The organism is Mycobacterium sp. NGS54, from assembly GCF_059812465.1.
The window spans coordinates 930,026-956,086 of the sequence record NZ_JCALCS010000001.1; the positions used below are offsets into that span (position 1 = coordinate 930,026).

Annotated in this window: 28 protein-coding genes and 3 tRNA genes; 13 read left to right on the forward strand and 18 right to left on the reverse strand. The window is 67.8% G+C overall.

The genetic code is table 11. From position 1 onward, the window contains the following. The first annotated feature begins 3 nt into the window (after positions 1-3). The 7 genes from AC5Y5E_RS04605 (at position 4) to AC5Y5E_RS04635 (ending at position 6,761) form a co-directional block, all read left to right on the forward strand. Positions 4-909: an alpha/beta fold hydrolase gene (locus AC5Y5E_RS04605; RefSeq protein WP_499901750.1), complete on the forward strand. Its 906-nt coding sequence runs from the start codon at positions 4-6 to the stop codon at positions 907-909. A gap of 91 nt (positions 910-1,000) precedes the next feature. Then, positions 1,001-1,861: a cyclopropane mycolic acid synthase family methyltransferase gene (locus AC5Y5E_RS04610; protein ID WP_499901751.1), complete on the forward strand. Its 861-nt coding sequence runs from the start codon at positions 1,001-1,003 to the stop codon at positions 1,859-1,861. A gap of 7 nt (positions 1,862-1,868) precedes the next feature. After that, a complete protein-coding gene (gene mmaA2, locus AC5Y5E_RS04615; RefSeq protein WP_499901752.1) occupies positions 1,869-2,732 on the forward strand; it encodes a cyclopropane mycolic acid synthase MmaA2 in 864 nt (287 codons plus the stop codon). 142 nt (positions 2,733-2,874) lie between these two features. Continuing rightward, a complete protein-coding gene (locus AC5Y5E_RS04620; RefSeq protein ID WP_499901753.1) occupies positions 2,875-3,756 on the forward strand; it encodes a cyclopropane mycolic acid synthase family methyltransferase in 882 nt (293 codons plus the stop codon). An 87-nt stretch (positions 3,757-3,843) separates the two neighbouring features. Continuing rightward, entirely contained in the window at positions 3,844-4,740 is an 897-nt protein-coding gene (gene mmaA4 / locus AC5Y5E_RS04625; protein WP_499901754.1) for a hydroxymycolate synthase MmaA4, read from the forward strand. 96 nt (positions 4,741-4,836) lie between these two features. Further along, positions 4,837-5,535: a YciI family protein gene (locus AC5Y5E_RS04630; protein ID WP_499901755.1), complete on the forward strand. Its 699-nt coding sequence runs from the start codon at positions 4,837-4,839 to the stop codon at positions 5,533-5,535. Between the two features lie 8 nt (positions 5,536-5,543). Continuing rightward, on the forward strand, positions 5,544-6,761 hold the full coding sequence (locus tag AC5Y5E_RS04635) for an RNA polymerase sigma factor (RefSeq protein WP_499901756.1): 1,218 nt from the start codon (positions 5,544-5,546) through the stop codon (positions 6,759-6,761). On the opposite strand, the gene rplA is transcribed toward AC5Y5E_RS04635, so the two are convergent. From rplA to AC5Y5E_RS04695, 12 genes are all read right to left on the reverse strand, one after another. After that, complete coding sequence (gene rplA, locus AC5Y5E_RS04640; RefSeq protein WP_499901757.1) at positions 6,758-7,465, reverse strand: 50S ribosomal protein L1; 708 nt, start codon at positions 7,463-7,465, stop codon at positions 6,758-6,760. The two genes, AC5Y5E_RS04635 and rplA, sit on opposite strands and share 4 nt — an antisense overlap. A gap of 70 nt (positions 7,466-7,535) precedes the next feature. Continuing rightward, on the reverse strand, positions 7,536-7,964 hold the full coding sequence (gene rplK / locus AC5Y5E_RS04645) for a 50S ribosomal protein L11 (protein ID WP_066907205.1): 429 nt from the start codon (positions 7,962-7,964) through the stop codon (positions 7,536-7,538). Between the two features lie 24 nt (positions 7,965-7,988). Beyond that, entirely contained in the window at positions 7,989-8,690 is a 702-nt protein-coding gene (gene nusG / locus AC5Y5E_RS04650; protein ID WP_499901880.1) for a transcription termination/antitermination protein NusG, read from the reverse strand. Between the two features lie 115 nt (positions 8,691-8,805). Next, positions 8,806-9,258 carry a preprotein translocase subunit SecE gene (gene secE, locus AC5Y5E_RS04655; RefSeq protein WP_499901758.1) on the reverse strand — a complete coding sequence of 151 codons (453 nt, stop codon included), beginning with the start codon at positions 9,256-9,258 and terminating at the stop codon, positions 8,806-8,808. A 92-nt stretch (positions 9,259-9,350) separates the two neighbouring features. Beyond that, positions 9,351-9,423, reverse strand: a tRNA-Trp gene (locus AC5Y5E_RS04660). Positions 9,424-9,578: 155 nt separating this feature from the next. After that, the gene (hadC, locus tag AC5Y5E_RS04665; RefSeq protein WP_499901759.1) at positions 9,579-10,079 is read right to left on the reverse strand and encodes a (3R)-hydroxyacyl-ACP dehydratase subunit HadC; all 501 of its coding nucleotides are present in this window, start codon (positions 10,077-10,079) and stop codon (positions 9,579-9,581) included. A gap of 3 nt (positions 10,080-10,082) precedes the next feature. Further along, the gene (gene hadB, locus AC5Y5E_RS04670) at positions 10,083-10,511 is read right to left on the reverse strand and encodes a (3R)-hydroxyacyl-ACP dehydratase subunit HadB (RefSeq protein ID WP_499901760.1); all 429 of its coding nucleotides are present in this window, start codon (positions 10,509-10,511) and stop codon (positions 10,083-10,085) included. Beyond that, positions 10,498-10,950: a (3R)-hydroxyacyl-ACP dehydratase subunit HadA gene (gene hadA, locus AC5Y5E_RS04675; protein ID WP_499901881.1), complete on the reverse strand. Its 453-nt coding sequence runs from the start codon at positions 10,948-10,950 to the stop codon at positions 10,498-10,500. The genes hadB and hadA overlap by 14 nt, the downstream gene beginning before the upstream one ends. Positions 10,951-11,020: 70 nt before the next feature. After that, positions 11,021-11,188 carry a 50S ribosomal protein L33 gene (gene rpmG, locus AC5Y5E_RS04680; RefSeq protein ID WP_066907182.1) on the reverse strand — a complete coding sequence of 56 codons (168 nt, stop codon included), beginning with the start codon at positions 11,186-11,188 and terminating at the stop codon, positions 11,021-11,023. Between the two features lie 44 nt (positions 11,189-11,232). Further along, positions 11,233-11,306 (reverse strand) — tRNA-Met (locus tag AC5Y5E_RS04685). Between the two features lie 52 nt (positions 11,307-11,358). Beyond that, a tRNA-Thr gene (locus tag AC5Y5E_RS04690) sits at positions 11,359-11,431 on the reverse strand. Between the two features lie 96 nt (positions 11,432-11,527). Next, the gene (locus AC5Y5E_RS04695; RefSeq protein ID WP_499901761.1) at positions 11,528-11,734 is read right to left on the reverse strand and encodes a type II toxin-antitoxin system VapB family antitoxin; all 207 of its coding nucleotides are present in this window, start codon (positions 11,732-11,734) and stop codon (positions 11,528-11,530) included. A 70-nt stretch (positions 11,735-11,804) separates the two neighbouring features. Between AC5Y5E_RS04695 and AC5Y5E_RS04700 the strand changes: the two genes are divergently transcribed. The 3 genes from AC5Y5E_RS04700 (at position 11,805) to AC5Y5E_RS04710 (ending at position 14,191) form a co-directional block, all read left to right on the forward strand. Continuing rightward, on the forward strand, positions 11,805-12,518 hold the full coding sequence (locus AC5Y5E_RS04700; protein WP_499901762.1) for an MBL fold metallo-hydrolase: 714 nt from the start codon (positions 11,805-11,807) through the stop codon (positions 12,516-12,518). Positions 12,519-12,640: 122 nt separating this feature from the next. After that, positions 12,641-13,474, forward strand: coding sequence for a DUF8453 domain-containing protein (locus tag AC5Y5E_RS04705; RefSeq protein WP_499901763.1), 834 nt, complete (start codon positions 12,641-12,643; stop codon positions 13,472-13,474). A gap of 21 nt (positions 13,475-13,495) precedes the next feature. Continuing rightward, positions 13,496-14,191 (forward strand): crotonase/enoyl-CoA hydratase family protein, encoded by a 696-nt coding sequence (locus tag AC5Y5E_RS04710; protein ID WP_499901764.1) that lies wholly within the window; start codon positions 13,496-13,498, stop codon positions 14,189-14,191. Between the two features lie 114 nt (positions 14,192-14,305). Here the strand turns inward: AC5Y5E_RS04710 and cynS are convergent, their stop codons facing one another. From cynS to AC5Y5E_RS04735, 5 genes are all read right to left on the reverse strand, one after another. Continuing rightward, complete coding sequence (gene cynS / locus AC5Y5E_RS04715; protein WP_499901765.1) at positions 14,306-14,761, reverse strand: cyanase; 456 nt, start codon at positions 14,759-14,761, stop codon at positions 14,306-14,308. Between the two features lie 5 nt (positions 14,762-14,766). After that, positions 14,767-15,522, reverse strand: a complete 756-nt coding sequence (locus AC5Y5E_RS04720; protein WP_499901766.1) for a class I SAM-dependent methyltransferase — start codon at positions 15,520-15,522, stop codon at positions 14,767-14,769. Positions 15,523-15,532: 10 nt separating this feature from the next. Next, entirely contained in the window at positions 15,533-15,967 is a 435-nt protein-coding gene (locus AC5Y5E_RS04725) for an SRPBCC family protein (RefSeq protein ID WP_499901767.1), read from the reverse strand. Next, positions 15,967-16,800 carry a lysophospholipid acyltransferase family protein gene (locus tag AC5Y5E_RS04730; protein WP_499901768.1) on the reverse strand — a complete coding sequence of 278 codons (834 nt, stop codon included), beginning with the start codon at positions 16,798-16,800 and terminating at the stop codon, positions 15,967-15,969. Before AC5Y5E_RS04730 ends, AC5Y5E_RS04725 begins: the two co-directional genes overlap by 1 nt. Positions 16,801-16,868: 68 nt before the next feature. Continuing rightward, on the reverse strand, positions 16,869-17,384 hold the full coding sequence (locus tag AC5Y5E_RS04735) for a nitroreductase family protein (RefSeq protein ID WP_499901769.1): 516 nt from the start codon (positions 17,382-17,384) through the stop codon (positions 16,869-16,871). A gap of 71 nt (positions 17,385-17,455) precedes the next feature. Here AC5Y5E_RS04735 and recC point away from each other — a divergent pair, with 71 nt between their 5' ends. From recC to recD, 3 genes are read left to right on the forward strand one after another with little or no spacing between them, the layout of a single operon-like run. Next, positions 17,456-20,761: an exodeoxyribonuclease V subunit gamma gene (recC, locus tag AC5Y5E_RS04740; RefSeq protein ID WP_499901770.1), complete on the forward strand. Its 3,306-nt coding sequence runs from the start codon at positions 17,456-17,458 to the stop codon at positions 20,759-20,761. After that, positions 20,762-24,061 carry an exodeoxyribonuclease V subunit beta gene (recB, locus tag AC5Y5E_RS04745; protein ID WP_499901771.1) on the forward strand — a complete coding sequence of 1,100 codons (3,300 nt, stop codon included), beginning with the start codon at positions 20,762-20,764 and terminating at the stop codon, positions 24,059-24,061. It abuts the gene before it with no gap. Then, positions 24,058-25,773 (forward strand): exodeoxyribonuclease V subunit alpha, encoded by a 1,716-nt coding sequence (gene recD / locus AC5Y5E_RS04750; RefSeq protein WP_499901772.1) that lies wholly within the window; start codon positions 24,058-24,060, stop codon positions 25,771-25,773. Before recB ends, recD begins: the two co-directional genes overlap by 4 nt. 49 nt (positions 25,774-25,822) lie before the next feature. On the opposite strand, the gene AC5Y5E_RS04755 is transcribed toward recD, so the two are convergent. Beyond that, on the reverse strand, positions 25,823-26,050 hold the full coding sequence (locus AC5Y5E_RS04755) for an antitoxin (RefSeq protein ID WP_499901882.1): 228 nt from the start codon (positions 26,048-26,050) through the stop codon (positions 25,823-25,825). Positions 26,051-26,061: the final 11 nt, after the last annotated feature.

The window sequence follows — 26,061 nt, forward strand, 5'->3', positions numbered from 1 at the left end:
CCGATGGAAATCCGCACCGGCGCCGCGATATCCGGCGACCTCAAGCTCTACTACGAAGACATGGGCGACGTCGACGACCCGCCCGTCCTGCTGATCATGGGCCTGGGCGCGCAGCTGCTGCTGTGGCGCACCGGGTTCTGCGAGAGGCTCGTCGCCCAGGGCCTGCGGGTCATCCGGTACGACAACCGCGACGTGGGCCTGTCCAGCAAGACGCCGAAGGCCGGCTCCGGGCAGCCCCTGGTCCCGCGGCTGGCGCGGTTTTGGCTGGGGCTGCGCGCCGAGGCCGCCTACGCGCTGGAAGACCTGGCCGACGACGCGGCCGCCGTGCTGGACCACCTCGGCATCGAGCGCGCCCACATTGTCGGGGCGTCGATGGGTGGCATGATCGCGCAGGTCTTCGCGGCGCGATTCGCCGAGCGGACCAAGAGCCTGGCGGTCATCTTCTCCAGCAACAATCGCCCGTTCCTGCCGCCGCCCGCCCCGCGCGCCCTGCTGGCCGTGCTCAAGGGTCCACCGCCGGGTTCGCCGCTCGACGTGATCGTCGACAACGTCGTGCGCGTCACCAAGATCACCGGCAGCCCGCGCTACCGCGCGCCCGAGGAGCAGGTCCGCGCCGAGGCCGTCGAAGGCTACGAGCGCAGCTATTACCCCTGGGGCGTCGCCCGGCACTTCAGCGCGATCATGGCCAGCGGCAGCCTGCTCGGCTACAACCGGCGCACGGTCGCACCGACGGTGGTCATCCACGGCCGCGCCGACAAGCTGATGCCGCCCTCCGGCGGCCGTGCCGTCGCGCGCGCCATCAACGGAGCTCGACTAGTCTTGTTTGACGGCATGGGCCACGACCTGCCTCAGCAACTGTGGGATCGGCTGATCAGCGTGCTTACTAGCAACTTCGCCGACGCCAGTTGAGGACGGCGTCGGGCGGTTTTCTTCAGTGCCCTTGTGATTTCACGGGCACTCTAACCGCGTTGTACGGTTGGCGTTAGGAGGGTGTCGAATAATGGCGAAGCTGAAACCGTATTACGAGGAGTCGCAGTCGACATACGACATTTCCGACGACTTCTTCGGCTTGTTTCTGGACCCGAACATGGTCTACACGTGCGCCTACTTCGAGCGCGACGACATGACGCTGGAAGAGGCACAACTGGCCAAGCTGGATCTGGCGCTGGACAAGCTGAACCTCGAACCGGGAATGACGCTGCTCGACGTCGGCTGCGGGTGGGGCGGGGCGGTGGTCCGCGCCGTTGAGAAGTACGACGTCAACGTCATCGGTATCACGTTGAGCCGAAATCACTACGAGCGCAGCAAGAACCGGCTGGCGGCGATCCCGACGACTCGGCACGCCGAGGCCCGGCTGCAAGGCTGGGAAGAATTCGACGAGAAGGTCGACCGCATCGTCACCTTCGAGGCGTTCGACGCCTTCAAAAAGGAACGCTGGCCCCTCTTCTTCGAGCGCGCCTACGAGATCCTTCCCGACGACGGCCGGATGCTGCTGCACAGCATATTCACCTATCCGCAGACGTACTGGCGCGAGCACGGCATCACGGTGACGATGAGTGACCTGCGATTCTTTCGCTTCCTAGGAACGGAAATCTTTCCCGGCGGCGGGATGTGCGGCGAGGCCGATATCGTCGACAATTCGGAGGCGGCCGGGTTCTCGGTGGAGAAGGTCCAATACCTGCAGGCGCACTATGCGCGGACGTTGGACATGTGGGCGGCCAATCTGCGCGGCAATCGCGAACGCGCGATCGCCCTCCAGTCCGAGGAGGTCTACGACCGCTACATGCGCTACCTGACGGGCTGCGCGAACCTCTTCCGCAAGGGCATCTCCAACGTCGCCCAGTACACCCTCGCGAAGTGACTGATCCGTGGCCAAGGATCTGACGCCGCACTTCGACGACGTGCAGGCGCATTACGACCTTTCCGACGACTTCTTCCGCCTGTTCCTCGACCCCACCCAGACGTACAGCTGCGCCTACTTCGAGCGCGACGACATGAATCTGGAAGAGGCGCAGATCGCCAAGATCGATCTGGCGCTGGGCAAGCTGGGCTTGCAGGCCGGCATGAGCCTGCTCGATGTCGGCTGCGGCTGGGGCGCCACGATGCGCCGGGCGATCGACAAGTACGACGTGAACGTCGTGGGCCTGACGTTGTCGAAAAACCAAGCCGCCCACGTGCAGAGGTCGTTCGACGAAATGGAAAGCCCGCGTAGCAAGCGCGTGTTGCTCGCCGGCTGGGAACAGTTCGACGAGCCCGTCGACCGCATCGTCTCGATCGGCGCGTTCGAGCACTTCGGTCACGAGCGCTACGACGACTTCTTCGCGATGGCGCATCGCGTTTTGCCCGCCGACGGCGTGATGCTGCTGCACACGATCACCGGGCTGACGGGACCGCAGTGCGTCGAGCGTGGCATCCCGCTCACGTTCGAGATGGCCCGCTTCATCAAGTTCATCGTCACCGAGATCTTCCCGGGCGGGCGGCTGCCGTCGATCGAGATGGTGGGCGAGCGCTCGGCCAAGGCGGGGTTCACGCTGACCCGACGGCAGTCACTCCAGCCGCATTACGCGAAGACTCTCGACCTGTGGGCGCAGGCCCTGCAGGACCACCGCGACGATGCCATCGCCATCCAATCCGAAGAGGTCTACGAGCGGTACATGAAGTACCTGACCGGCTGCGCGAACGCATTCCGGGTCGGCTATATCGACGTCAATCAGTTCACTCTGGAGAAATAGCGGTGGCGCGCGTCACATTAGGACGAACCGTTCGATAAACCCTGGGGGCGCGCGACTTCAAACGCGAGGGATGGGACCGGCCGCGTGTAGGGTTCCGGGGGACGGCATCGAGCCAGGGAGCCGGTCCAGTCGGGAGGACACGATGCTCGAGAATCGGGTGGGGGCCACGCTCAAGCGGTCGAACCGCGACAACGTCCAGTCGCACTACGACCTGTCGAACGAATTCTTCGCCCTGTTCGTCGACCCGACCCGTACCTACAGCTGCGCGTATTTCCCGCGCGAGGGCATGAGCCTGCACGACGCGCAGCTCGCCAAGCTCGACCTGTCCCTCGACAAGCTGGGGCTGCAGCCGGGGATGACCCTGCTCGACGTGGGCTGCGGCTGGGGCTCGGTGCTGAAGCGCGCTGTCGAGCGCTACGACGTCAACGTGATCGGGCTGACCCTGTCGAAGAACCAGCACGCGTACTGCCAGCAGCTGCTCGACGGGATCGACAGCAACCGCTCGCGACGGGTACTGCTGCGCGACTGGGCCGAGTTCGACGAGCCGGTGGACCGCATCATCGTCATTGAGGCGTTGGAACACTTCGGTTTTCACCGCTACGACGATTTCTTCAAATTCACCTACAACGCCCTGCCCGACGACGGCGTCATGATGCTGCACTCGATCACCGGGCTGCACTTCAAGCAGGTGACCGCGCGCGGACTGCCGGTGACGATGGAGATGGCGAAGTTCATGAGGTTCATCGTCACCGACATCTTCCCGGGCGGCCGGCTGCCGACGATCGAGACCGTCGAGGAGCACTGCGCGAAGGTCGGTTTCCGGGTGACCCGCCGCCAGTCGTTGCAACTGGACTTCGCCAAGACCCTGGACTTCTGGGCCGAGGCCCTCGAGGCGCGCAGGGACGAGGCCATCGCCATCCAGTCCGAAGAGGTTTACGAGATGTACATGAAGTACCTGACCGGGTGCGCCGGGGTGTTCCGCACCGGTTACGTGGACTGCAACCAGTTCACCTTGGAGAAGTGAGCTTCGGTATCGTTGCGCGTCAGTGATCTCGACAACGCACACCCCCGCGGCGTGAGGCAGTGAACTTCCAGGAGAACAAGACGGAAAATGGCTGATCAACCGACTGGCCCGACGAAGACGCGGACCCGCTCCGAAGACATCCAGGCCCACTACGACGTCTCGGACGACTTCTTCGCCTTGTTCCAGGACCCGACCCGGATCTACAGCTGCGCCTACTTCGAGCCGCCGGACCTCACGCTCGAAGAAGCCCAGATCGCCAAGGTCGACCTCAACCTCGACAAACTGGATCTCAAACCCGGCATGACGCTGCTGGACATCGGCTGCGGCTGGGGCTCGACCATGAAGCGCGCCGTCGAGAAGTACGACGTCAACGTCATCGGCCTGACCCTGTCCAACAACCAGTACGCCCGCTGCGAGCAGGTGCTTGGCGAACTCGCCACCGACCGCTCCCGTGAGGTGCGCCTGCAGGGCTGGGAGGACTTCAACGATCCGGTCGATCGGATCGTGTCGATCGAGGCGTTCGAGCACTTCGGGCACGAAAACTACGACGACTTCTTCAAGCGGTGTTTCAACATCATGCCCGACGACGGCCGGATGACCATCCAGAGCAGCGTGAGTTATCACCCCTACAACATGGCCGCCCGCGGCAAGAAACTGACCTTCGAGACGGTTCGCTTCATCAAGTTCATCATCACCGAAATCTTCCCGGGCGGTCGCCTGCCGTCCACCGAGATGATGGTCGAACACGGCGAGAAGGCGGGCTTCACTGTTCCCGAACCACTTTCGCTGCGGCCGCACTACATAAAGACGTTGCACATCTGGGGCGATGCGCTGCAGTCCAACAGGGAAAAGGCCATCGAGATCACCTCCGAAGAGAACTACGACCGGTACATGAAGTATCTGCGCGGCTGCGAGCACTACTTCGCCGACGAGATGCTCGACTGCAGCCTGGTGACCTACCTCAAGCCGGGCGCCGTCGCCTAAGTTTTCCGCGGCGAGTGTCGGATTTCCGGCAGCGCCGTTCGTCGACTAGTTAGAGAGTGGAGCACGGGGCTTCGCTCACTACCGGAGGTGACGAACATGCAATATTTCGCCTTGTTGATCAGCAGGGAACAAGAGCGCACGCCCGAGGACGCAGCATCCGCGATGGCGGAATGGGAGAGCTTCCACGCCAAGGCCGGCCCCGCGATCAGGTCCGGAGACGCGCTGGCCCCCGCCGCCGCCGCAGTAGTCATCAGCGGCGGCCCGGACGCGCCGGTGGTCACCGACGGGCCCTTCGCCGAGGCCGCGGAGGTGGCCTGCGGCTACTACGTGTTCGAAGCGGAAAACCTCGACGAGGCGCTGGCGCTGGCGCGCGACATCCCGCTCGCCAAGTTCGGGGCCGTGGAAGTGTGGCCCGCCGTCCACTCAATCGAGTTGTCCCGCAAGCTCACCGGCAACGACTGGCTCGCGCTGCTGCTGGAACCGCCCGCATCCGCACACACACCCGGCACACCGGAGTGGGAAGCGGTGGCGGCCAAGCACGCCGATCTGCACGCGGCCGCGGGCGATCACATCGTCGGCGGCGCCGCATTGCACGACCGGTCCACGGCGACGACCGTGCGCGTGCGCGACGGCGAGGTCCTGATCACCGACGGGCCATATATCGAAGGCGCCGAAATCGCCACGGGCATCTACCTGATCGGCGCCGCGGATCGCGACGAAGCCGTCAAGCTCGCGTCGATGATCCCCGCCTCGACGGTGCAGTTGCGGCAGCTGGCCGGGATCTCCGCGCTCTAGATTCGCCGATGACAGGCCTGGACGGCGTCTTCCGCCGGGAGTGGGGTCCCGCCGTCGCCGCGCTCGCGCGGTGGTCCGGGGACCTCACGGTCGCGGAGGACGCCGTCCAGGAGGCCTGCGCGGAGGCGCTGCGCACCTGGTCCCGCGACGGTGTGCCGGACAGCCCCGGCGGCTGGCTGGTGACCGTCGCGCGCAACCGCGCCCGGGACCGGCTGCGCCGCGAATCCGTGCGTCCCGGAAAGGAATTGGCCGCCGTGGTTGACGAGATTCGGGCGCGCACCGATCACACCGACCCGCACCCCGTCGTCGACGACGAGCTGCGGATGATGTTCACCTGTGCGCACCCGGCGCTGGACCGGCAGTCACAGCTGGCGCTCACGCTGCGGTTGGTCTCCGGGTTGACCGTCGGCGAGATCGCCCGCGCGCTGCTGCAGAGCGAGGCGGCCATCGGCCAGCGAATCACGCGCGCCAAGAACAAGGTTCGGCACGCCAACATCCCGCTGCGGGTGCCGCCCGCCGAACTGCTGCCCGAGCGCACACCGCACGTGCTCGGTTGCATCTACTCGGTCTTCACCGAGGGCTATTGGTCGACCGGGGGCCCGTCGGCGATCCGCGACGAACTGTGCGACGAAGGCGTCCGGCTGGCGCAGGAGCTGTGCGGGCTGATGCCGCACGAGCTGGAGGCGCACGCGTTGGCAGCCCTTGTGCTGCTGCACGATTCGCGACGCGCGACCCGGGTGGACGCCGACGGGATGCTGGTGCCGCTCGAGGAGCAGGACCGTCGCCGCTGGGACCGCGGCCGCATCGCCCGCGGGCTGGACCGGCTGCGCCTGGCCGAGGGATCGACGGGGCCGTACCTGCCGCAGGCGGTGATCGCCGCGCTGCACGCGACGGCGCCGTCGTGGGAGCAGACGGATTGGGTCACCATCTGCGCGGCCTACGACCGGCTGCTGTCGATGACGGACTCTCCGGTGGTGCGCGCCAACCGCGCGCTGGCGGTCGGTTTCCGCGACGGCCCCGAAGCGGGCCTGGCCGCCCTGGACAGGGCGGCGGAAGACCCGCGGCTGGGCCGCTCGAATCTCGTCGCGACGGTGCGGGCCGACCTGCTCCGGCGCGCGGGCCGAACCGCGGAGGCCGTGACGTGGTACCGAAAGGCGTTGCAGTCCAACGGCTCCGAGCCGGGCCGCGAGTTCCTGCGGCGGCGCATCGCCGAGTGCGGCGGCTAGGCCTCCGCGAAGTTGCGGGTGACGGCCGGGTCCACCGGAATGCCCGGGCCCGTGGTCGTCGACACCGTGATCTTCTTCAGGTAGCGACCCTTCGACGACGACGGCTTGAGCCGCAACACCTCGTCGATGGCGGCGCCGTAGTTCTCCGCCAGGCTCTTCTCGTCGAACGAGGCCTTGCCGATGACGAAGTGCAGGTTGGCCTGCTTGTCCACGCGGAAGTTGATCTTGCCGCCCTTGATGTCGGACACGGCCTTCGCGACGTCGGGCGTGACGGTGCCGGTCTTGGGGTTCGGCATCAGGCCGCGCGGACCCAGGATCCGGGCGATGCGCCCGACTTTGGCCATCTGGTCGGGGGTGGCGATCGCGGCGTCGAAGTCCAGGAACCCGCCCTGGATCTTCTCGATCAGGTCGTCGCTGCCGACGATGTCGGCGCCGGCCGCCTGCGCCTGCTCGGCCTTGTCGCCGACGGCAAAGACCGCGACCCGGGCCGTCTTACCGGTGCCGTGCGGCAGGTTGACGGTGCCGCGGACCATCTGGTCGGCCTTGCGCGGGTCGACGCCGAGCCGGATCGCCACCTCGACGGTCGCGTCCTGCTTGGCCGACGACGTCTCCTTGGCGAGCTTGGCCGCCTCGAGCGGGCTGTAGAGGTTGTCGCGGTCGATCTTCTCGGACGCGGCGCGGTATGCCTTGCTGTTCTTGCTCATTGATTCATCCAATCTGGTGTTGGGGTCGTGGTTGCGCGGGCCGAAGCTGGCCCTCCCACGGCTTGCGTTGCTACTCGACGGTGATCCCCATCGACCGGGCGGTACCGGCGATGATCTTGGCGGCGGCGTCGATGTCGTTGGCGTTGAGGTCCGCCTTCTTGGTCTCGGCGATCTCTTTGACCTGATCCCAGCTGACCTTGGCGACCTTGGTCTTGTGCGGCTCCGCGGAGCCCTTGCCCACACCGGCGGCCTTGAGCAGCAGCTTGGCGGCCGGCGGCGTCTTGAGCGCGAAGGTGAAGCTGCGGTCCTCGTAGACCGTGATCTCCACCGGGATGACGTTGCCGCGCTGGTTTTCTGTCGCGGCGTTGTACGCCTTGCAGAACTCCATGATGTTGACGCCGTGCTGGCCGAGCGCGGGCCCGACGGGCGGGGCGGGGTTGGCCTGCCCGGCCTGGATCTGCAGCTTGATCAGCCCGACGACTTTCTTCTTCGGGGCCATGAGTTGTTGTTCGTTCCTTCCTTGCTAAATCTTCGAGACTTGGCTGAACGTGAGTTCGACGGGGGTTTCGCGGCCAAAGATCGACACCAGCACCTTGAGCTTCTGCTGTTCGCCGTTGACCTCGCTGATGGTGGCCGGCAGCGTCGCGAACGGTCCGTCCATGACCGTCACCGATTCGCCGACCTCGTAGTCGACCTCGACGGTCGGGCGCTCCAGGCCGCCGGCCTCGGCGACGGTGGCGGTGCTGGCGGCGCCCTTGGCGGCCTTCTTCGCCGCCCCGCGCGGCAGCAGGAACTTCACCACGTCGTCGAGCGCCAGGGCCGACGGGCGCGACGTCGCGCCGACGAACCCGGTGACGCCCGGGGTGTTGCGCACCGCGGCCCACGAGTCGTCGGTCAGGTCCATGCGCACCAGGATGTAGCCCGGCAGCACCTTGCGGTTGACCTGCTTGCGCTGGCCGTTCTTGATCTCGGTGACCTCTTCGGTGGGCACCTCGACCTGGAAGATGTAGTCGCCGACGTCCAGGTTCTGCACGCGGGTTTCCAGGTTGGCTTTCACCTTGTTCTCATATCCCGCATACGAGTGGATGACGTACCAGTCGCCGGGCTTGCTGCGCAGATCCGCCTTGAGCGCGGCGGCGGGGTCCTCCTCGACCTCCTCCGTCGGCTCGGCGGGAGCCTCGTCGCTTGGGGTCTCGGTGGCCTCGCTGGTCTCGGCGGCCTCGATGGTCTCGGCGGCCTCGGTGGTCTCGGCGACGTCCTGCACGTCGACCGCTTCACCCGCGGACGTGTCACCGTCGAAGGTAGTCACGGTTCTCAGTCCTTCCTGTAACTCTCAAAGCTCAGCCGAACACCAGCAGCACCAGTTTGGCCAGACCGAAATCGGCCAGGCCGACCAGCGCGACCATGAAGGCGAGGAACGCCAGCACCACGGAGGTGTAGGTGAACATCTGCCGGCGGTTGGGCCAGATCACCTTCCGCATCTCCGCAACGACCTGCTTGAGGTAGTTGTAGACGAACGCGAACGGATTGACCGAACGACCGGCGGGCTTCTTCTTGGGGGCCTTGGCCGTCCGGCCCTTCTTGGCCTTGCCCCCCTTGGCGACCTCGACCTCGTCGGCCGACTCCGCGTCGACCGACGAACTCGAGTCGTCGGTCACGCGCTGCCGGGTCCGCTTGCCGGTGGGCCGCGCAGGCTTGGTCACCACGGCCGTCCGACCGCCGCTGTCGCGGCTTTCCTCAGTCTCGCCGCCGTCGCGTGCGGCGTCGTTGGCTGCGTCGCCCTCGTCGCTCACCGCATGCTCCTTTGTTTGCTAGTTTCCCGCGAGCCGTCCCGATAGTGGGGCACTTCTTCCAGTGTCCACCATCGCACGGCGGTCGCCGTCAGCAGGGGCGACAGGACTTGAACCTGCAACCTGCGGTTTTGGAGACCGCTGCTCTGCCAGTTGAGCTACGCCCCTTCGCGGTTGGCAGGCCAACCTGCGCTTACCTGCCGGGGCTTACATGACACGCGCGCTCCCCGATTACTCAAATCCCGGAAAGCGCGCTGATGCTGGGAAAACCCCGACGATCGAGTGTACTCGATACCCCTTAAGCGCAGGAAATCCGGCGCAAACTAGGACGTTCTGACGACCTGGCCGGATTCCTTGTCCCATCTGAGCTGGATGGAGTCGTCACCCTCGTGTCCCATCAGCGTGGTGTAGGCGACCAGGACCACCTCGCCGTCCTGATTGGTGCAGGTGTTCTCGGTGACGACGATGTCGGCACCGAAGCGCTCATTCACCGATTGGATGTCCATCCGGCCGTAGAGCCTGTCGCCGACAAATATCGGTTTGTGGTAGACGAACCTCTGATCCACCTGGACGATCTGCATGGTCTCCATGCCGACGTCGACATTGCGGAAGAAGTCATCCTGGATGATCTTCGCGAAGATCGACACAAAAGTCAGCGGCGCCATGATGGCGTCGTAGCCCAGTTCGGCGGCCGCTTTCTCGTCGAAGCATGCCGGATCGTCGCACTTGATCGCCCGTGCGAATCCGCGAACTTGCTCACGGCCAACTTCGAAATAGTCCGGGTACTTCCAACTCATTCCCCGGACGTCGGTTTTGAGCGCCATGTCTTATGCCAGGTTCGCCGACGCGATGGCCCGGCCGAAGATCTTCTTGCCGCCGGTGGTGGCGGTGAGGGCGATCGTCACCGACTTGGTCTCCGGGTCGACCGACTTCACCCGGCCGTTGAAGACCAGCTCGGCGCCCTTGCCGTCGTTGGGGACCGGCACCACGGCGGTGAACCGCACGTTGTACTCGGTGACCGCACCCGGGTCACCGACCCACGAGGTGACGTAGCCGCCGCCCAGCCCCATGGTCAGCATGCCGTGGGCGATCGCGGTGTCCAGCCCGACGACCTTGGCGATCTCGTCGTCCCAGTGGATCGGGTTGAGATCGCCGGAGACACCCGCGTAGTTCACCAGGTCCTGACGGGTCAGCGGGTAGGTCTTCTCCGGCAGCTTGTCGCCCACTTTGACCGAACCGAACTCACGCAGTGGCATCAGAAAATCCCTTTTCTCCATCCTCACCGGCACGGCCCGCCAGGGTCGTGTAGGTCTCCTGCACAATGTCACCGGCTTCGTCGGTGATGATGTTCTTGGTCACGATGATCTGGGTGCCGTGCGCCTCGCGCATCGAGTCCAGCCACACGTCGCAGTACAGCTTGTCGCCGGCGACGATCGGCTTGGCGAACTTGAGCACCTGGTCGACCTGGACGATCTGCGCATCCTCGACCGCGATCTTGGCGTACTGGAAGAACGCCGACTGGGCCTGGTAACCGAACACGCAGATGAACGTCAGCGGGGCCACCAGGGCCTTGTAGCCGAGTTCGGCCGCCGCGTCCTCCTCGCGAAACATCGAATCGTCGTTTTGCACCGCCACCGCGTATTCGCGGATCTTCTCCCGCTCCACCACATAGTGGTCGGGATAGCGGAAGTGCATCCCGACGAGATTTGGACTCAAAGACACAGGTCTAAAACCTACCTAGTCAATCTCGATAGATGTTGCGGCCCTACCGTGTCTCGCGGTGGGGCTGGTGCTTGCCGCAATTGGGGCAGAACTTCTTCAGCTCCATGCGGTCGGGGTCGTTGCGGCGGTTCTTCTTGGTGATGTAGTTGCGGTGCTTGCACACCTCGCATGCCAAGGTGATCTTGGGCCGCACATCGGTACTGGAAGCCATGTCCGTTCTCTCTCAAATCTCTCTCAAGTCGCGCTTTTGCCTTGTAGCGATGGCCGGACTCGAACCGGCGACCTAACGATTATGAGTCGTTCGCTCTAACCGACTGAGCTACATCGCCTCGGGGCCACCCCGTTTGGGGTGTGGGCCGCCTGCCTGCTCGGCGTCCGCCGAGCCCCCTAACGGAATCGAACCGTTGACCTTTTCCTTACCATGGAAACGCTCTACCGACTGAGCTAAGGGGGCCGTTCACCCAAGCGACAGTCCTGCCGCGGGGCCTAAAAGAGGGTACAGCCTGGCGCGCAACGTCACCAAACCACCGACGTGGCCGTGGGCGGCTCCTCAACTGGTCGCGTCGCGATGGGGCTGCCACGCGCTGAGATCGCTGAACTCGTCGTACTCCTGGTCGCCCTGGTCCGCCGCGTTCGACTCGCTCAGCAGGGTCCGCAACGCGAGATGGACGGCCTCGCGCGTGTCGGCCAGATGGAACCGACGTATCGCCTCTTGGACCAGATCGTCGTCGACTTCGATCTCGACCGTCTTCTTCATGGGCCAACAATACCCACTAGGCGCGGGCTGAACCGAGCGACGAGTCGCGCCCAGGCCCTAGTCTGGTCGGGTGTCAGAGGACCGGCTGTACTTCCGCCAACTGCTCTCGGGTCGCGATTTCGCCGCCGGTGACATGTTCGCGACGCAGATGCGCAACTTCGCCTACCTGATCGGGGACCGTCAGACCGGGGACTGCCTGGTGGTCGACCCCGCGTATGCGGCCGGCGACCTGCTCGACACGCTCGAGGCCGACGGCATGCACCTGTCCGGCGTGCTGGTGACCCACCATCACCCCGACCACGTGGGCGGGTCGATGATGGGCTTCCAAATGGAGGGGCTGGCCGAGCTGCTGGAGCGGGCCGCCGTCCCGGTGCATGTGAATACCCATGAAGCCCTTTGGGTTTCGCGGGTGACCGGGATCGGCCTCGACGACCTCACCACCCACGAGGGCCACGACAAGGTGGCCATCGGCGATATCGAAATCGAGCTGCTGCACACCCCGGGGCACACTCCCGGCAGCCAGTGCTTCCTGCTCGGGGACCGCCTGGTCGCCGGCGACACGCTGTTCCTGGACGGCTGCGGGCGCACCGACTTCCCCGGCGGCGACTCCGACGAGATGTACCGCAGTCTGCAGCGGCTCGCCGCGCTGCCGGGCGACCCGACAGTGTTTCCGGGACACTGGTATTCGGCCGAGCCGAGCGCATCGCTGTCGGAGGTCAAGCGCTCCAACTATGTGTACCGCGCCGCCGATCTTGATCAGTGGCGAATGTTGATGGGCGGCTAATTGAGTGGGTCCATATTTCGATGCACTGATTGCCGCTCGGCAATATCGGCCGAATGCCTCTACGATCGGTCCAGCGAAATTTCCCGCCGAAGATCATGTGATATAAGCGGAGGGTGGATTCAATGGGGTGGATCCAGGGCGGCTGGCACGGGGTGACAAATGTGGGGTCCAGCACCTGGTTGGCGTGGGCGGCGTGGGCTGCCATCTTGCTGGGTGTCGTCGCGCTGATCTTCACAAATCGCCAGCTCAGACTGAACCGGCGGGTGGCCGCGGAACGGACCCGGCCTCACGTCGCGATGTTCATGGAGCCGCATCCCGCCGACTGGCACGTGATCGAACTCGTCGTCCGGAATTTCGGCCAGACGGCGGCCTATGACATCCGTTTTTCATTTCCGAATCCGCCGACGGTGGCCGAATACGAAAACGCCGCCGACGGCTATGCCGACGTCGCAGAACTGCAGCTTCCGCGCGAGTTGCCGGTGCTCGCCCCCGGCCAGGAATGGCGGATGGTGTGGGACTCGGCGCTCGACCGCGCCGAAATCGGGACCGGCATCGAATCTCGCTTCACCGGGACTCTGACCTATTACGACCGCCTCGACAAGCCGCGTGGTTGGCGGTTCTGGCAGGGCGAGCGGCCCGTGCTGCAGACGAACGTGGTGCTGGACTGGGATGCGCTGCCGCCGGTTCAGCGCATCGAGCTGATGACGACCCACGACCTGGCGAAACGGGAAAAGCAGAAGCTGGAGCTGCTGCGCGGCCTGCTGACCTACTTCCACTACGCGAGCAAGGAAACCCGCCCGGAGGTGTTCCGCAGCGAGATCGAGCGGATCAACGGCGCCGTGCAGGAGACCCAGGAGCGGTGGCGCACCCGGCTGCTCGACGAGCCCACCGACGTCAGCCTGCGCTGGGGTAACGCGGAGGCCGACCTGGCCAAACACCGCAGCCAGCACGTCTGACGAGGATCGAAGGAGCAACCCATGAGCGGCCCGGTCCTCTACAGCCTGAAGGACTCCATCGCGGTCATCAGGATGGACGACGGCAAGGTCAACGCGCTGGGCCCGACCATGCAGCAGGCGCTGGGCGAGGCGATCGACCGGGCCGAGAGCGACAACGCCGGGGCGCTGGTGATCACCGGCAACGAGCGGGTGTTCAGCGGTGGCTTCGACCTGAAGATCCTGACCTCGGGTCAGGCGCAGCCCGCGATCGACATGCTCCGGGGCGGCTTCGAGCTGGCGCATCGGCTGTTGTCGTACCCCAAGCCGGTGGTGATGGCCTGCACCGGCCATGCGATCGCGATGGGCGCGTTCCTGTTGTCCTCCGGCGACCACCGGGTGGCCGCGCACGCCTACAACATCCAGGCCAACGAGGTAGCGATCGGCATGGTCATCCCGTACGCGGCGCTGGAGATCATGAAGCTGCGGCTGACGCAGTCCGCCTACCAGCAGGCCGCCGGGCTGGCCAAGACGTTCTTCGGCGAAACCGCCCTCGCGGCAGGCTTTGTCGACGAAATCGTGCTGCCCGAGATGGTGGTCAGCCGGGCCGAGGAGGCCGCGCGCGAATTCGCCGGCCTACACCAGCACGCCCACGCCGCAACCAAATTGCGCGCCCGCGCCGACGCACTGGCGGCGATCCGCGCCGGAATAGACGGGATAGAGGCCGAGTTCGGGCTCTGAGACGCCGCATCCGCTTGAACTGGCAATGCGAACGCGGTGGCAGGTAAAAGACCTGGCCACCGCGTTGCTCGCCTCCTCGCGGCCAGTGTGGCACGGATGCCACCGGCCGTCACTTCACCCTTCCGCCGACGTCCACTGGTAGGGCAGGAACTTCCCGTCGAACGTCACCACCACCCGGTCGCCGGAGGGGTGCGCCCGCTTTTGCAGGTCGACGCTGAAGTTGATCGCGCTCATGATGCCGTCGCCGAACTGCTCGTGGATGACCTCCTTGATGGCGCCGCCGTACACCTGCAGGGCTTCGTAGAAGCGGTAGATGGTCGGATCGGTCGGCACGGCGGTGGGCAGGCCGCCGCGCATCGGCGGGGCCGCCAGCACGGGCACCGCCGATTCGTCGAGGCCGAGCATTTCGACGAGGACCTTGCCGAGCTCGGCGGGTATCGGGTGCTGGCCCAGCAACGCCGACGTGGTCCACAGCACCGGCCGGCCGATCGCGTCGGCCAACTCCTGCCACGTCAGCCCCTTCGCCAACCGCGCCACGACGACCTGTTCGGTGAGTTCGTTTCTCGTCATGCGTATCAGCATTGCACCGGTTTGGTGGCGGTGACGAGGCGCGTCGAAAACCAGGGCCCGCCATACCACATCCGCCATCCGAGGTTGCGCCGCTTGACGTTTCGCCAGCCCAGCTCGCGGAGCCGGGCCGCGTGGTTGCGGGTCTCCCACAGGTCGCCGATGGCGAGCCGACCGCCCGGGCGCAGCACGCGAACCGCTTCGTCCAGGGCCTGCCACCGCCCGGCGCGGCTTCCGATGTTGTGGATCGCCAGGTTGCTGACGATGACGTCCACGCTTTCGTCGGGCAATGGCAGGGCGGTCATGTCGCCGGTGCGCACCTCGACGCGGTCGGCCACCCCTTCCAGGGCCGCGTTGGCCAGGGTGGCCTGCTGTGAGTTGTCGGTCTGGTCGGCCCGCCACAGATCCACCCCGATCGCCCGGCCGCGCGGCAGCCGCTTGGCCGCGGCCATCAACACCGCGCCGCGCCCACATCCCAGGTCGAGCACGGTCTCGTCACCGCGCAGCCGCAGCTCGTCGAGCACCCGGTCCCAGACGACGAACTTGCCCGAGCGCGTCGCGTAGATGTAGGAGAACATCGCCGCGAGCAGGGCCGCGCCCGATCCCCCGGCCAGCACCGCCCCGGCCCGCCTGCCGCGTGCACAGCTGATCCCGGCCCACACCGCCAGGGCCGCGGCCTGGGCGGCCACGGCGATGGCCTGGGCGCGCGCCGAGATGGTCTTGAATGAGCCGTCGATTCCGTAGTCGCCGCGGTGATCATGCACGGTCCCGACCTTACGACTCGACAAGGCGGCGAAGGTTTTTCAGACTTTCGTCCAGTGAGCGGCCAACCCAGAACGCCGCGACTCGGTCCGCGATCAGCCCGAGCAATCCGCCTTCGGAGCTGTAGGCCAGGCGGAATGTCACGAGCGTTCGGCCAGGCCCGGCATCGCGCAGCCGGAAACGACCGCGCTGCGTTACCCCGGTGATGTTGATCCAGGCCAGATCGCGCGCCATATCGAATTCCACGACTTCGGCGACGCCGCCCACGGGTATCGAGCCGATCTTCCATAGCACGGTGTACCGGGCGCCCAACCGGGCCGGGCCTTCCGTCAACGTCTCCCAGCGCTCCAGGTGAGGCAGAAAGGAGGGGTAGCGGTCCGGATCGCTGAGCACCTTCCACACAGTTTCGCGTCCGGCGTTGATGATGGTCCGGCGTTCGACGCGCATCAGCCGATCACCGGGAAGTGGCGTTCGGCGGCTAGGCGGTCGACGCCGGCCTGCAGGCTGGCAACCACTTCGTCGTACACGGCCTGGTCGTCATCGTGCACCCTGATCGGCTCCTGCACCTCGATAACGATCTTGGCGGGCAGCGGGATATGCCCCAGCAGGTCACTGACATTCAGCCCCCACGGCAACGCCAGCGAAATGGGAACGCTCTTGAGCCGGAACAGCTTATCGAGCAGTAGCAGCCTGGCCAGCCACTGGGCGCGGCCGAGGAACAGGGCCGTCTCCTGACCACCGACGCTGGCCACCGGCACGATCGGCACGCCGGTGTCGCGTGCGAGCCGCACGAAGCCTTTGCGGCCGCCGAAGTCGACCACGTGTCGCTGCCACGAAGGGCGGAAGACCTCGTAGTCACCGCCGGGGTACACCAGCACGGCGGCACCGGATTTCAGTGCCAGACAGGCGTTTTCGGGACTGGCCGCTACGGTGCCGAATTTGCGCAGCCAGCGCAGCGGGGGATATAGGGTGACCAGGTTGTGCGCGAGCTGATAAAACGGGCGCTCCACGCCGAAATACGAGCAGAACGCCAGGGTGAAGACGAAGGTGTCCGGCGGGACGTTGCCTCCGCTGTGGTTGCCGACCAACAGCACGGGGCCTTCCGGCGGTATGCGGTCGAGTCGACGGACGTCGGCCCGGAAATACAACGACGCCAGAAGCCACGTGCCGGGCAACTGGTCGCGAATGAAGTCCGGGTCGCGCTGGTCCAGGTCTGCCTTGGGCACCCGGTCGACAATCTGCTTGCTCACCCACCCGATCGCATCCGCGACTCCGGCCATGGCCTTAGCCTGGCATAGCCAAGCGAAGGCGAGGAGGGCCTTTCGTCGTTACCGCGGGGGCCGTGCGCTCACCAGCGCCCGTGATGAACGACCTCGGTGAAGGGGCGCCGATTCGGCTTGCGGATTGGCGTGAGCGGACGGTCGGCGGGATGGCCGACGCCGAGCAGGAAGGCGACCTGGTGGTCGTCGGGCACGCCCAGGATGGCCCGCGCCTTGTCCTGATCGCCCACCGACGAGTGGCCCGTCCCGATGCCCAGGTCGGTGGCCGCGATCATCATCGCCATCGTGGCCTGGCCGATGTCGTAGGTGTCGGTGACCAGCCTGCGCTGGTCCGGGGGCTCGGGCACGACGATCGCGATCGCGGCCGGCGCCGCGGCGATGTGACCGGCGCCCTGCCAGACCGTGGACAGCTCCCGCAGCTGATCGCGGTCCGTGACGATGACGAAGTCCCACGGCTGCCGGTTTTTCGCGGACGGCGCCCGCCAGCCGGCCTCGGCGATGCGGTTCAGGTCGTCTTCCGACACCGGTTGTGGCGTGTATTGCCGGACATTGCGTCGCGCGCTGATCGCGTCCCAAGCTTCCATGCCATGTCGAACGGCATGTCGGCGCGGAATCATCCCCGCCCGTCGGTGCGGCGTTCTATGGTGGCAGCGCAATGGCCCTCCATCTCCACCGCGCCGAACGTACCGACTCACTCGCCGACGCTCTCGGCGCCCTGCTGGCCAACCCCCAGGCCGACCCGTTCGCCGAGGAGCTGGTGCTGGTGCCCGCGCGTGGCGTGGAACGCTGGCTTTCTCAGCGGCTGTCGCACGTGCTCGGGTCCGGGCCCGCTGGCGGCGACGGGGTGTGCGCGGGGGTGGCGTTCCGCAGCCCGGCGTCGTTGATCGCCGAAATCACCCGCACGGTCGACGACGACCCCTGGTCGCCGGAGGCGATGACGTGGCCGCTGCTGGAGGTCATCGACTGCAGCCTCGACGAGCCGTGGTGTGCAACGCTGGCAACACATTTGGGCCACTTCCACACCGGCGAGGAGTCGGAGCTGCGCCGCGCCCGGCGGTATGCGACGGCGCGCCGGCTGGCGGGGTTGTTCGCCTCCTACGCCCGGCAGCGCCCGCAACTGCTCACCGACTGGCTGGACGGCAACACCGGAAACCTCGACGAGGACCTGCTCTGGCAGCCGGAACTGTGGCGGGCGCTGGTCGGGCGCGTGCAGGCCGACCCCCCGCATGTGCGCCACCGCAAGACCGTCGAGCGGCTGCGGGACGGGCCGAGCGACCTGCCGCAGCGGCTGTCGCTGTTCGGGCACACCCGCCTGGCGTGCACCGACGTGCAATTGCTCGACGCGCTGGCGACCCACCATGACCTGCACCTGTGGCTGCCACACCCCAGCGACGGACTGTGGAAGGCGCTGGCCGCCGCCCGCGGCGCGATTCCCCGCCGCGCCGACGTCAGCCACCGCGACGTGAGGCATCCGCTGCTGGCCACGCTCGGGCGAGACCTGCGCGAACTCCAGCGCGGCCTGCCCGCGGATCCGCTGACCGACGAATACCTACCCGGCCGGCAGCGCACCGACACGCTGCTCGGCTGGCTGCAGTCCGACATCGCGGCCAATGCCGTTCGGCGCCATGGGCGCACGCTCGCGGCGGACGACCGCTCCGTCCAGATACACAGCTGCCACGGCGCGGCCCGTCAGGTCGACGTGCTGCGCGAGGTGCTGCTCGGCCTGCTGCAGGACGACCCGACGCTTCAGCCGCGCGACATCCTGGTGATGTGTCCGGACATCGAGACCTACGCGCCGCTGATCGTCGCCGACTTCGGGCTCGGCGACGTGGTGCACGGCGCGCATCCCGCCCACCGCTTGCGGGTGCGGCTCGCGGACCGCTCGCCGATCCAGACCAATCCGCTGCTCGGCGTGGCCGCGCAGCTGCTGGCGCTGGCGGGCAGCCGGGTGACCGCCAGCGAGGTGCTCGACTTCGCCGAGGCCGCGCCCGTGCGCGCCTGCTTCGGTTTCACCGACGACGACCTGGAGGCCATCACCCGTTGGGTCCGGCAGGCGAACATCCGGTGGGGCTTCGACCAGGAGCACCGGCGGCCGTATCACGTCGACTTCGTGCACAACACTTGGCGTTTCGGCATCGACCGGGTGCTGACCGGTGTCGCGATGTCCGAAGACTCGCACGCGTGGATCGACGCGACCCTCCCCCTGGACGATGTCAGCAGCAACCGCGTCCAATTGGCCGGGCAGTTGGCCGAATTCGTCTGCCGGCTGCAACATGTCGTCGACTCGCTCACCGGCGCGCGGCCGTTGCGCGACTGGCTGGCCGCCCTGACCGAGGGCATCACCCTGCTGGCGCGCGTCGACGATTCGGACCTGTGGCAGACCAGCCAGCTGCAGCGCGAGTTCGCCCAGGTGCTGGCCGACGCTGGCCCGCGCGCGGAGACCGAGTTGCGGCTGCCCGACGTCCGCGCGCTGCTCGACCGGCACCTCGCCGGGCGCCCGACCCGGGCCAACTTCCGCACCGGCACGCTGACGGTATGCACGATGGTGCCGATGCGCTCGGTGCCGCACCGGGTGGTCTGCCTGGTCGGGCTCGACGACGGCGTGTTCCCACGCCTTGGCGTCGTCGACGGCGACGACGTGCTGGCCCGCAAGCCGATGACCGGCGAACGCGACATCCGTTCGGAGGACCGGCAATTGCTGCTCGACGCCATCGGCGCCGCCACCGAGAAACTGGTGATCACCTACACCGGCGCCAACGAATACTCGGGCCAGCCGCGCCCGCCGGCGGTGCCGCTGGCCGAACTGCTGGACGCCCTCGATGAGACCGTGCCGGGCGGCGTCCGCGACCGCGTCCTCGTCGAGCATCCGTTGCAGCCGTTCGACATTCGCAACGTCACGCCCGGCGAGCTGGTGCCGAAGGTTCCGTTCAGCTTCGACCCGACCGTGCTGCGGGCGGCGCGGGTGGCCGGCGGCGAACGGGGCGAGCGGCCCGACTTCATCTCCGGGCCGTTGCCGCCACCGCCGCCCGACGACGTGATCCTCGCCGACCTCGTCGACTTCTTCAAGGACCCAGTGAAGGGCTTCTTCCGCGCCCTGGAATTCACGCTGCCCCGCGACGTCGACGGCGTTCAGGACGCCATGCCCGTGGACCTCAACGCGCTCGAGGAATGGACGGTCGGCGACCGGATGCTGGGCGACATCCTGCGCGGCATGACGCCCGACGACGCGCGGCAGGCCGAATGGCGCCGCGGCACCCTGCCGCCCGGCCAGCTGGGGTGGCGCAAGGCCACCGAGATTCGCGATCAGGCCACCGTCCTCGCGAAGGAGGCGCTGCGGCTGCGGCGGGCGGAGCCTCGGGCCTACGACATAGACATCCAAGGCATCGAGCTCGGCTCCGGGCGACGACTCACCGGCACGGTGTCGCCGGTGTACGGCGACCGCCTGGTGTCGGTCACCTATTCCAGGCTGGACGGCAAACACCTGCTCGAGTCGTGGATTCCGTTGCTGGCGTTGACCGCTCGTGACCCGGGCCGCGACTGGTCGGCGGTGTGCATCGGCCGCGCCAAGCGGGGCACCACCCCGCGGGCGGAGGGGCTGGGACGCCCGCCCGACCCATCTCACGAGGCCGTCCGGCTGCTGCGCGAGCTGGTGACGATCTACGACGCCGGGCGCCGGGAGCCGATTCCGTTGCCCGTCAAGACATCCTATGCCTGGGCGGCCGCCCGGCATTGTGGTGACGATCCCGTCCGTGAGGCGGAATATCGGTGGAAATCCGGCAACTATCCCGGCGAGAACGAGGCCCCCGCCCACGTGCGGGCCTGGGGCAGGAACGCGCGGCTGCAGGACCTGATGGCTGCCCCGCGGCCCGGTGAGGAGTGCGACGGCGAGGACAACCGGCTCGGCGCCTACGCCGCCCGGGTCTGGCTGCCGATGCTGCGTGCCGAGAGCAGGCCGAGCTAGATGGAGCGCTTCGACCTGCTCGGCCCGCTGCCCGCCGATCGCTCCACGACGGTGCTGGAGGCCAGCGCGGGAACCGGCAAGACCTTCGCGCTGGCCGGACTGGTGACCCGCTACCTCGCCGAGGGCGCGGCGACGCTCGACCAGATGCTGCTCATCACCTTCGGCCGGGCCGCCAGCCAGGAGCTGCGCGAGCGGGTGCGCTGCCAAATCGTCGACGCCGTGGCGGCTTTCGACGGCGGCGGCGTCGGTGCCAATGAATTGGTGGCCCGCCTGCTGGACGGCACCGACGACGAGCGCGCGCTGCGCCGGGAGCGCCTCCGTGACGCGGTGGCCGGATTCGACGCGGCGACCATCGCGACCACCCACCAGTTCTGCCAGCTGGTGTTGCGCTCGCTCGGGGTGGCCGGCGACACCGCCGCGAGCGTGACCCTGATCGAGAGCCTCGACGAGCTCGTCACCGAGATCGTCGACGACCTGTACCTGGCGCACTTCGGTCAGCAGCGGGACGATCCGCTACTGGCCTACCGCGATGCGCTGCGCCTGGCGCGCGAGGTGGCCAACAACCCGTCGGCGCAGCTGCGGCCGCTCGATCCCGCCCCCGGGTCGCGGGCGGCGGTCTGCGTCGGATTCGCGAAACATGTTCTCGCCGAGCTGGATACCCGAAAGCGGCAACTAGGGGTGCTGAGCTATGACGACCTGCTGAGCCGGCTGGCGGACGCGCTGGCCACCCACGATTCGCCGGCCCGCGCGCGCATGCATCAACGCTGGCCGATCGTGATGGTCGACGAGTTCCAGGACACCGACCCGGTGCAGTGGCAGGTCATCGACCGCGCGTTCAGCGGGCGCTCCACCGTCGTCCTGATCGGCGACCCGAAGCAGGCCATCTACGCGTTCCGCGGCGGCGACATCGACACGTACCTGCGGGCGGCCGAAACCGCGGGCGAGAAGAAGACGCTGGGCACCAACTGGCGCAGCGACGCCGCGCTGGTCGAACGCCTGCAGGTGGTGCTGCGCGGCGCCCAACTCGGCGATCCCGCGATCGTGGTGAACGAGGTCGACTCGCACCATCGGGGTCACCGCCTTGCCGGCGCCCCCCATAACGATCCGTTCCGGTTGCGGGTGGTGCCGCGAACGGCGTTGGGCCGCAGGGGTTTGGCGAACATGCCGATCGAGGAGTTGCGGCGCCACATCGGCGCCGACCTGGCCGCCGACATCCGCGCCCTGCTGGCCGGCGGCGCGACGTTCGCCGGTGAGCCGCTGCAGGCCCGCGACATCGCCGTGATCGTGGAAAGGCACAAGGACGCCAGCGCATGCTTTCGGGCGCTGTGCGACGCGGGGATCCCGGCCGTGTACACCGGCGACTCCGACGTCTTCACCTCCGATGCCGCCGAGGATTGGCTCTGCCTGCTGGAGGCCTTCGATCAACCGCACCGGCCCGGCGTGGTCCGCGCCGCGGCGGCGACGATGTTCTTCGGCGAGACCGCCGAATCGCTGGCGGCCGGCGGTGATGCGCTGACCGACCGGGTGGCGGAAACCTTGCGGGAGTGGGCGGGTCATGCCCGCGAGCGCGGCGTCGCGGCGATCTTCGAGGCCGCGCAATTGCGGGGCATGGGCGATCGGGTGTTGTCCTGGCAGGGCGGCGAGCGCCACCTGACCGATCTGGCACACATCACGCAGCTGCTTCAGGACGTCGCGCACCGCGAGCACTACAGCCTGCCCGCGCTGCGCGACTGGCTGCGCCGCCAGCGCGACGAACGCAGCGGCTCGACCGAACGCAACCGTCGGCTGGACAGCGACGCGGCCGCCGTTCAGATCATGACGGTCTACGTGAGCAAGGGGCTACAGTACCCGATCGTGTACCTGCCGTTCGCATTCAACCGCAGCGTGCCCAAACGCGACATCGTGCTGTTCCACGACGACAGGGTGCGCTGCCTGCACGTCGGCGGCAGCGACAGCCCCGACTTCGCGACCGTCGAGACGCTGGGACGCGCGGAGGACGCCGGCGACGCCAGCCGGCTGACCTACGTCGCGATGACCCGCGCGCAGTCGCAGGTGGTGGCGTGGTGGTCGCCGGCCTTCGACGAACCCAACGGCGGCCTGTCGCGGCTGCTGCGCGGTCGGCGGCCGGGAGAGGCGTTCGTGCCGGACCGCTGCGAGCCCGCGAAGATTCCCGACGACGACGCGCTGGCCCGGCTGCGCGAATGGGAGGCCGCGGGCGGTCCGGTGATCGAGGAGTCGGTGGTGGCCAGGGCATTGCCCTCGATGCCGCCCGAGCCGGTGCCGCCGAACCTGGACAACCGGCACTTCCACCGCAGCATCGACACCGGCTGGCGGCGCACCTCCTACTCGGGTCTCATCCGGATGGCCGAGTCCACCGGGGTGAGCAGCGAGCCTGAGGTCACCGAGCTCGACGACGAATCCGGCGCAGTCCCGTTGGCCCAGAACGCATCCGGCCCGGAGATACCCTCGCCGATGGTCGACCTGCCGATGGGCGCGAAGTTCGGCACCCTGGTGCACGCGGTGCTGGAGACCGCCGACCCGCTGGCCGCCGATCTGGAGGCCGAGCTTCAGGCGCACATCCGGAGGCACTCGGTATGGTGGCCGGTCGAGGTGGCGCCCGAGGCGCTGGCCGCCGCGCTGGTGCCGATGCACGACACCCCGCTGGGCCCGCTGGCCGGCGATTTGACGCTGCGGCGAATCGGCCTGCGGGATCGCCTGCGGGAGATGGACTTTGAGTTTCCGCTGGCCGGCGGCGACCTGCGTGGTGCGGCACCCGAGATTCTCCTGGCGGACATGGGGGCGGTGTTGCGCGAGCACTTGCCCGCCGGCGATGCGCTGGCCTCGTACGCCGATCGGTTGGCGGGACCGGCGCTGGGCGGCCAGTCGTTGCGTGGCTACCTGTCCGGCTCGGTGGACGCCGTGCTGCGCATTCCCGACGGCGCGGGGCACCGCTATCTGGTGGTGGATTACAAGACCAACTGGCTCGGCGAGCCGGAGCGGCCGCTGACGTCGGCGGACTACGACCGGCCGCGGCTGGTCGAGGCGATGCTGCACTCGGACTATCCGCTGCAGGCGCTGTTGTACAGCGTTGTGCTGCACCGGTTCTTGCGGTGGCGGGTGGCCGGCTACGATCCCGCCCGGCACCTCGGGGGCGTCCTGTACCTGTTCGTCCGCGGGATGTGCGGGGCGGACACACCCACCGTCGACGGGCATCCGTCCGGGGTGTTCAGCTGGCACCCGCCGTCGTCTTTGGTTGCGGCGTTGTCGGATCTGCTCGATGCGGGGCGGGCCGTCGCGTGACGGTGCAGGCGATCGCCGCCGAGGGGTTGCTGCGGGAATTCGGCGACGCCGGCGTCTTCGAGGCGGCGGATGTCCATGTGGCGCAGCGCCTCACGGCGCTCGCCGGCGAGCCCGACGAGCGGGTGGCGCTGGCGATCGCGCTCGTGGTGCGCGCGTTGCGGGGCGGTTCGGTGTGCGTGGACCTGCGGGCGGTGCAGGCGCAGCTCGGCATGGCCGGCCTGCCCTGGCCGGCCGCCGACGATTGGCTGGCCGCGGTGCGGGCCAGCCCGTTGCTCGGATCGCCGCCGGCCCTGCGGCTGTTCGGGGACCTGCTCTACCTGGATCGGTACTGGCTCGAGGAAGAGCAGGTGTGCGCCGACTTGTTGGCGCTCTCGGTGTCCGGGACAGCGGGCGACGTGCCCGCCCTGCAGCGACTCTTCCCCCACCCGGAGTATGACGAGCAACGAGCGGCCGCCGAAATCGCGCTGTCGCAGGCGGTTACGGTGCTGACCGGCGGGCCCGGCACCGGCAAGACCACCACGGTGGCGCGGCTGCTGGCACTGCTGGTCGGCCAGGCCGAACTCGCCGGCGCCCCGCGGCCCCGGATCGCGCTGGCCGCACCGACCGGCAAGGCCGCGGCGCGGCTGGCCGAGGCGGTGGCCGCCGAGGTCGAGAAGCTCGACGCGGCGGACCGGGCGCGGCTCGCCGGCCTGCGGGCCACCACGCTGCATCGGCTGCTGGGCTCGCGGCCGGATACGTCGGTGCGGTTCAAGCACAATCGCGGCAACCGGCTGCCGCACGACGTCATCGTCGTCGACGAAACATCGATGGTGTCGTTGACGATGATGGCCCGGCTGCTGGAGGCCGTGCGCCCGGACACGCGGCTGATTGTGGTGGGCGATCCCGACCAGCTCGCCTCGGTGGAAGCCGGCGCGGTGCTCGCGGACCTGGTGGAGGGGCTCACCGCCCGTCACGACATCCGGGTGGCCGCCCTGCGCACGCCCCACCGGTTCGGCGAGTCGATCGGTGCGCTGGCCGAGGCGATCCGCACCGGCGACGACGACCGGGTGGTGGGGTTGCTGGCCGCGGGCGGGGAGCACATCGAGTGGATCGACTCCGACCGTCCGGCCGACCGGTTGCGCCGGGTGCTGGTTTCCCATGCGCTGCGCGTGCGGGAGGCAGCGGTGCTCGGGGCCGCCGGGGCGGCGTTGGCGACGCTCGACGAGCACCGGCTGTTGTGCGCGCACCGGCACGGCCCGTACGGGGTGTCGCACTGGAACCGGCAGGTGGAGCGCTGGCTTTCCGAGGAGACGGGCCAGCCGGCGTTCGTCACGTGGTACGCCGGTCGGCCATTGTTGGTGACTGCCAACGACTATGGTCTCAAGGTCTACAACGGCGACACCGGCGTCGTCGTCGCCGGCGAGGATGGGCTGCGGGCCGTCATCGCCGGCGCCACCGGGCCGCTGGACTTCTCCCCCAGCCGGCTGGCCGACGTCGAGACCATGCACGCGATGACGATCCACAAGAGCCAGGGCAGCCAGGCCGCCGAGGTGACGGTGCTGATGCCGCCCGAGGATTCGCGCCTGCTGACGCGCGAGCTGTTCTATACCGCGGTGACTCGTGCCAAGGCAAAGGTCCGGGTGGTCGGTTCGGAGGCGTCGGTGCGCGCCGCGATCGGACGGCGCGCGGCGCGGGCGAGCGGGCTGCGCCAGCGGCTGCAGGCGGCGCGCTGATCCTGGTGCCGCGCGACGTCAACTTGCCGTGGAAATGAGCACCGCAACGTCACACCTCGTCCTCCAGAGAGCGCACGTCCTCGGAAGTCACGACCGTCCCAAGACTCACCAACGGCAGTCCCGTCCTCGAATCCCTGGTGATCGTGGAAGTGTTGCCGGCTCCGAGGCCGCGCCGGATGAGGTCGGCGACAGTCTCGCTCAGCGTGCGGTGCGTATCCCGTGCAATCGCCAGCGCCAGCTGATGCAGGTCGTCGGGCAGATCAATAGTGGTGCGCACGATCAACCCAT

Excerpts from the sequence above, each read along its gene's own strand:
- AC5Y5E_RS04605 (WP_499901750.1), top strand. The coding sequence starts at position 4 with ATGGAAATCCGCACCGGCGCCGCGATATCCGGCGACCTCAAGCTCTAC.
- AC5Y5E_RS04610 (WP_499901751.1), top strand. The coding sequence starts at position 1,001 with ATGGCGAAGCTGAAACCGTATTACGAGGAGTCGCAGTCGACATACGAC.
- AC5Y5E_RS04620 (WP_499901753.1), top strand. The coding sequence starts at position 2,875 with ATGCTCGAGAATCGGGTGGGGGCCACGCTCAAGCGGTCGAACCGCGAC.
- mmaA4 (WP_499901754.1), top strand. The coding sequence starts at position 3,844 with ATGGCTGATCAACCGACTGGCCCGACGAAGACGCGGACCCGCTCCGAA.
- AC5Y5E_RS04630 (WP_499901755.1), top strand. The coding sequence starts at position 4,837 with ATGCAATATTTCGCCTTGTTGATCAGCAGGGAACAAGAGCGCACGCCC.
- AC5Y5E_RS04635 (WP_499901756.1), top strand. The coding sequence starts at position 5,544 with ATGACAGGCCTGGACGGCGTCTTCCGCCGGGAGTGGGGTCCCGCCGTC.
- rplA (WP_499901757.1), bottom strand. The coding sequence starts at position 7,465 with ATGAGCAAGAACAGCAAGGCATACCGCGCCGCGTCCGAGAAGATCGAC.
- rplK (WP_066907205.1), bottom strand. The coding sequence starts at position 7,964 with ATGGCCCCGAAGAAGAAAGTCGTCGGGCTGATCAAGCTGCAGATCCAG.
- hadC (WP_499901759.1), bottom strand. The coding sequence starts at position 10,079 with ATGGCGCTCAAAACCGACGTCCGGGGAATGAGTTGGAAGTACCCGGAC.
- hadB (WP_499901760.1), bottom strand. The coding sequence starts at position 10,511 with ATGCCACTGCGTGAGTTCGGTTCGGTCAAAGTGGGCGACAAGCTGCCG.
- hadA (WP_499901881.1), bottom strand. The coding sequence starts at position 10,950 with ATGCACTTCCGCTATCCCGACCACTATGTGGTGGAGCGGGAGAAGATC.
- rpmG (WP_066907182.1), bottom strand. The coding sequence starts at position 11,188 with ATGGCTTCCAGTACCGATGTGCGGCCCAAGATCACCTTGGCATGCGAG.
- AC5Y5E_RS04695 (WP_499901761.1), bottom strand. The coding sequence starts at position 11,734 with ATGAAGAAGACGGTCGAGATCGAAGTCGACGACGATCTGGTCCAAGAG.
- AC5Y5E_RS04705 (WP_499901763.1), top strand. The coding sequence starts at position 12,641 with ATGGGGTGGATCCAGGGCGGCTGGCACGGGGTGACAAATGTGGGGTCC.
- AC5Y5E_RS04710 (WP_499901764.1), top strand. The coding sequence starts at position 13,496 with ATGAGCGGCCCGGTCCTCTACAGCCTGAAGGACTCCATCGCGGTCATC.
- cynS (WP_499901765.1), bottom strand. The coding sequence starts at position 14,761 with ATGACGAGAAACGAACTCACCGAACAGGTCGTCGTGGCGCGGTTGGCG.
- AC5Y5E_RS04725 (WP_499901767.1), bottom strand. The coding sequence starts at position 15,967 with ATGCGCGTCGAACGCCGGACCATCATCAACGCCGGACGCGAAACTGTG.
- AC5Y5E_RS04730 (WP_499901768.1), bottom strand. The coding sequence starts at position 16,800 with ATGGCCGGAGTCGCGGATGCGATCGGGTGGGTGAGCAAGCAGATTGTC.
- AC5Y5E_RS04735 (WP_499901769.1), bottom strand. The coding sequence starts at position 17,384 with ATGGAAGCTTGGGACGCGATCAGCGCGCGACGCAATGTCCGGCAATAC.
- recC (WP_499901770.1), top strand. The coding sequence starts at position 17,456 with ATGGCCCTCCATCTCCACCGCGCCGAACGTACCGACTCACTCGCCGAC.
- recB (WP_499901771.1), top strand. The coding sequence starts at position 20,762 with ATGGAGCGCTTCGACCTGCTCGGCCCGCTGCCCGCCGATCGCTCCACG.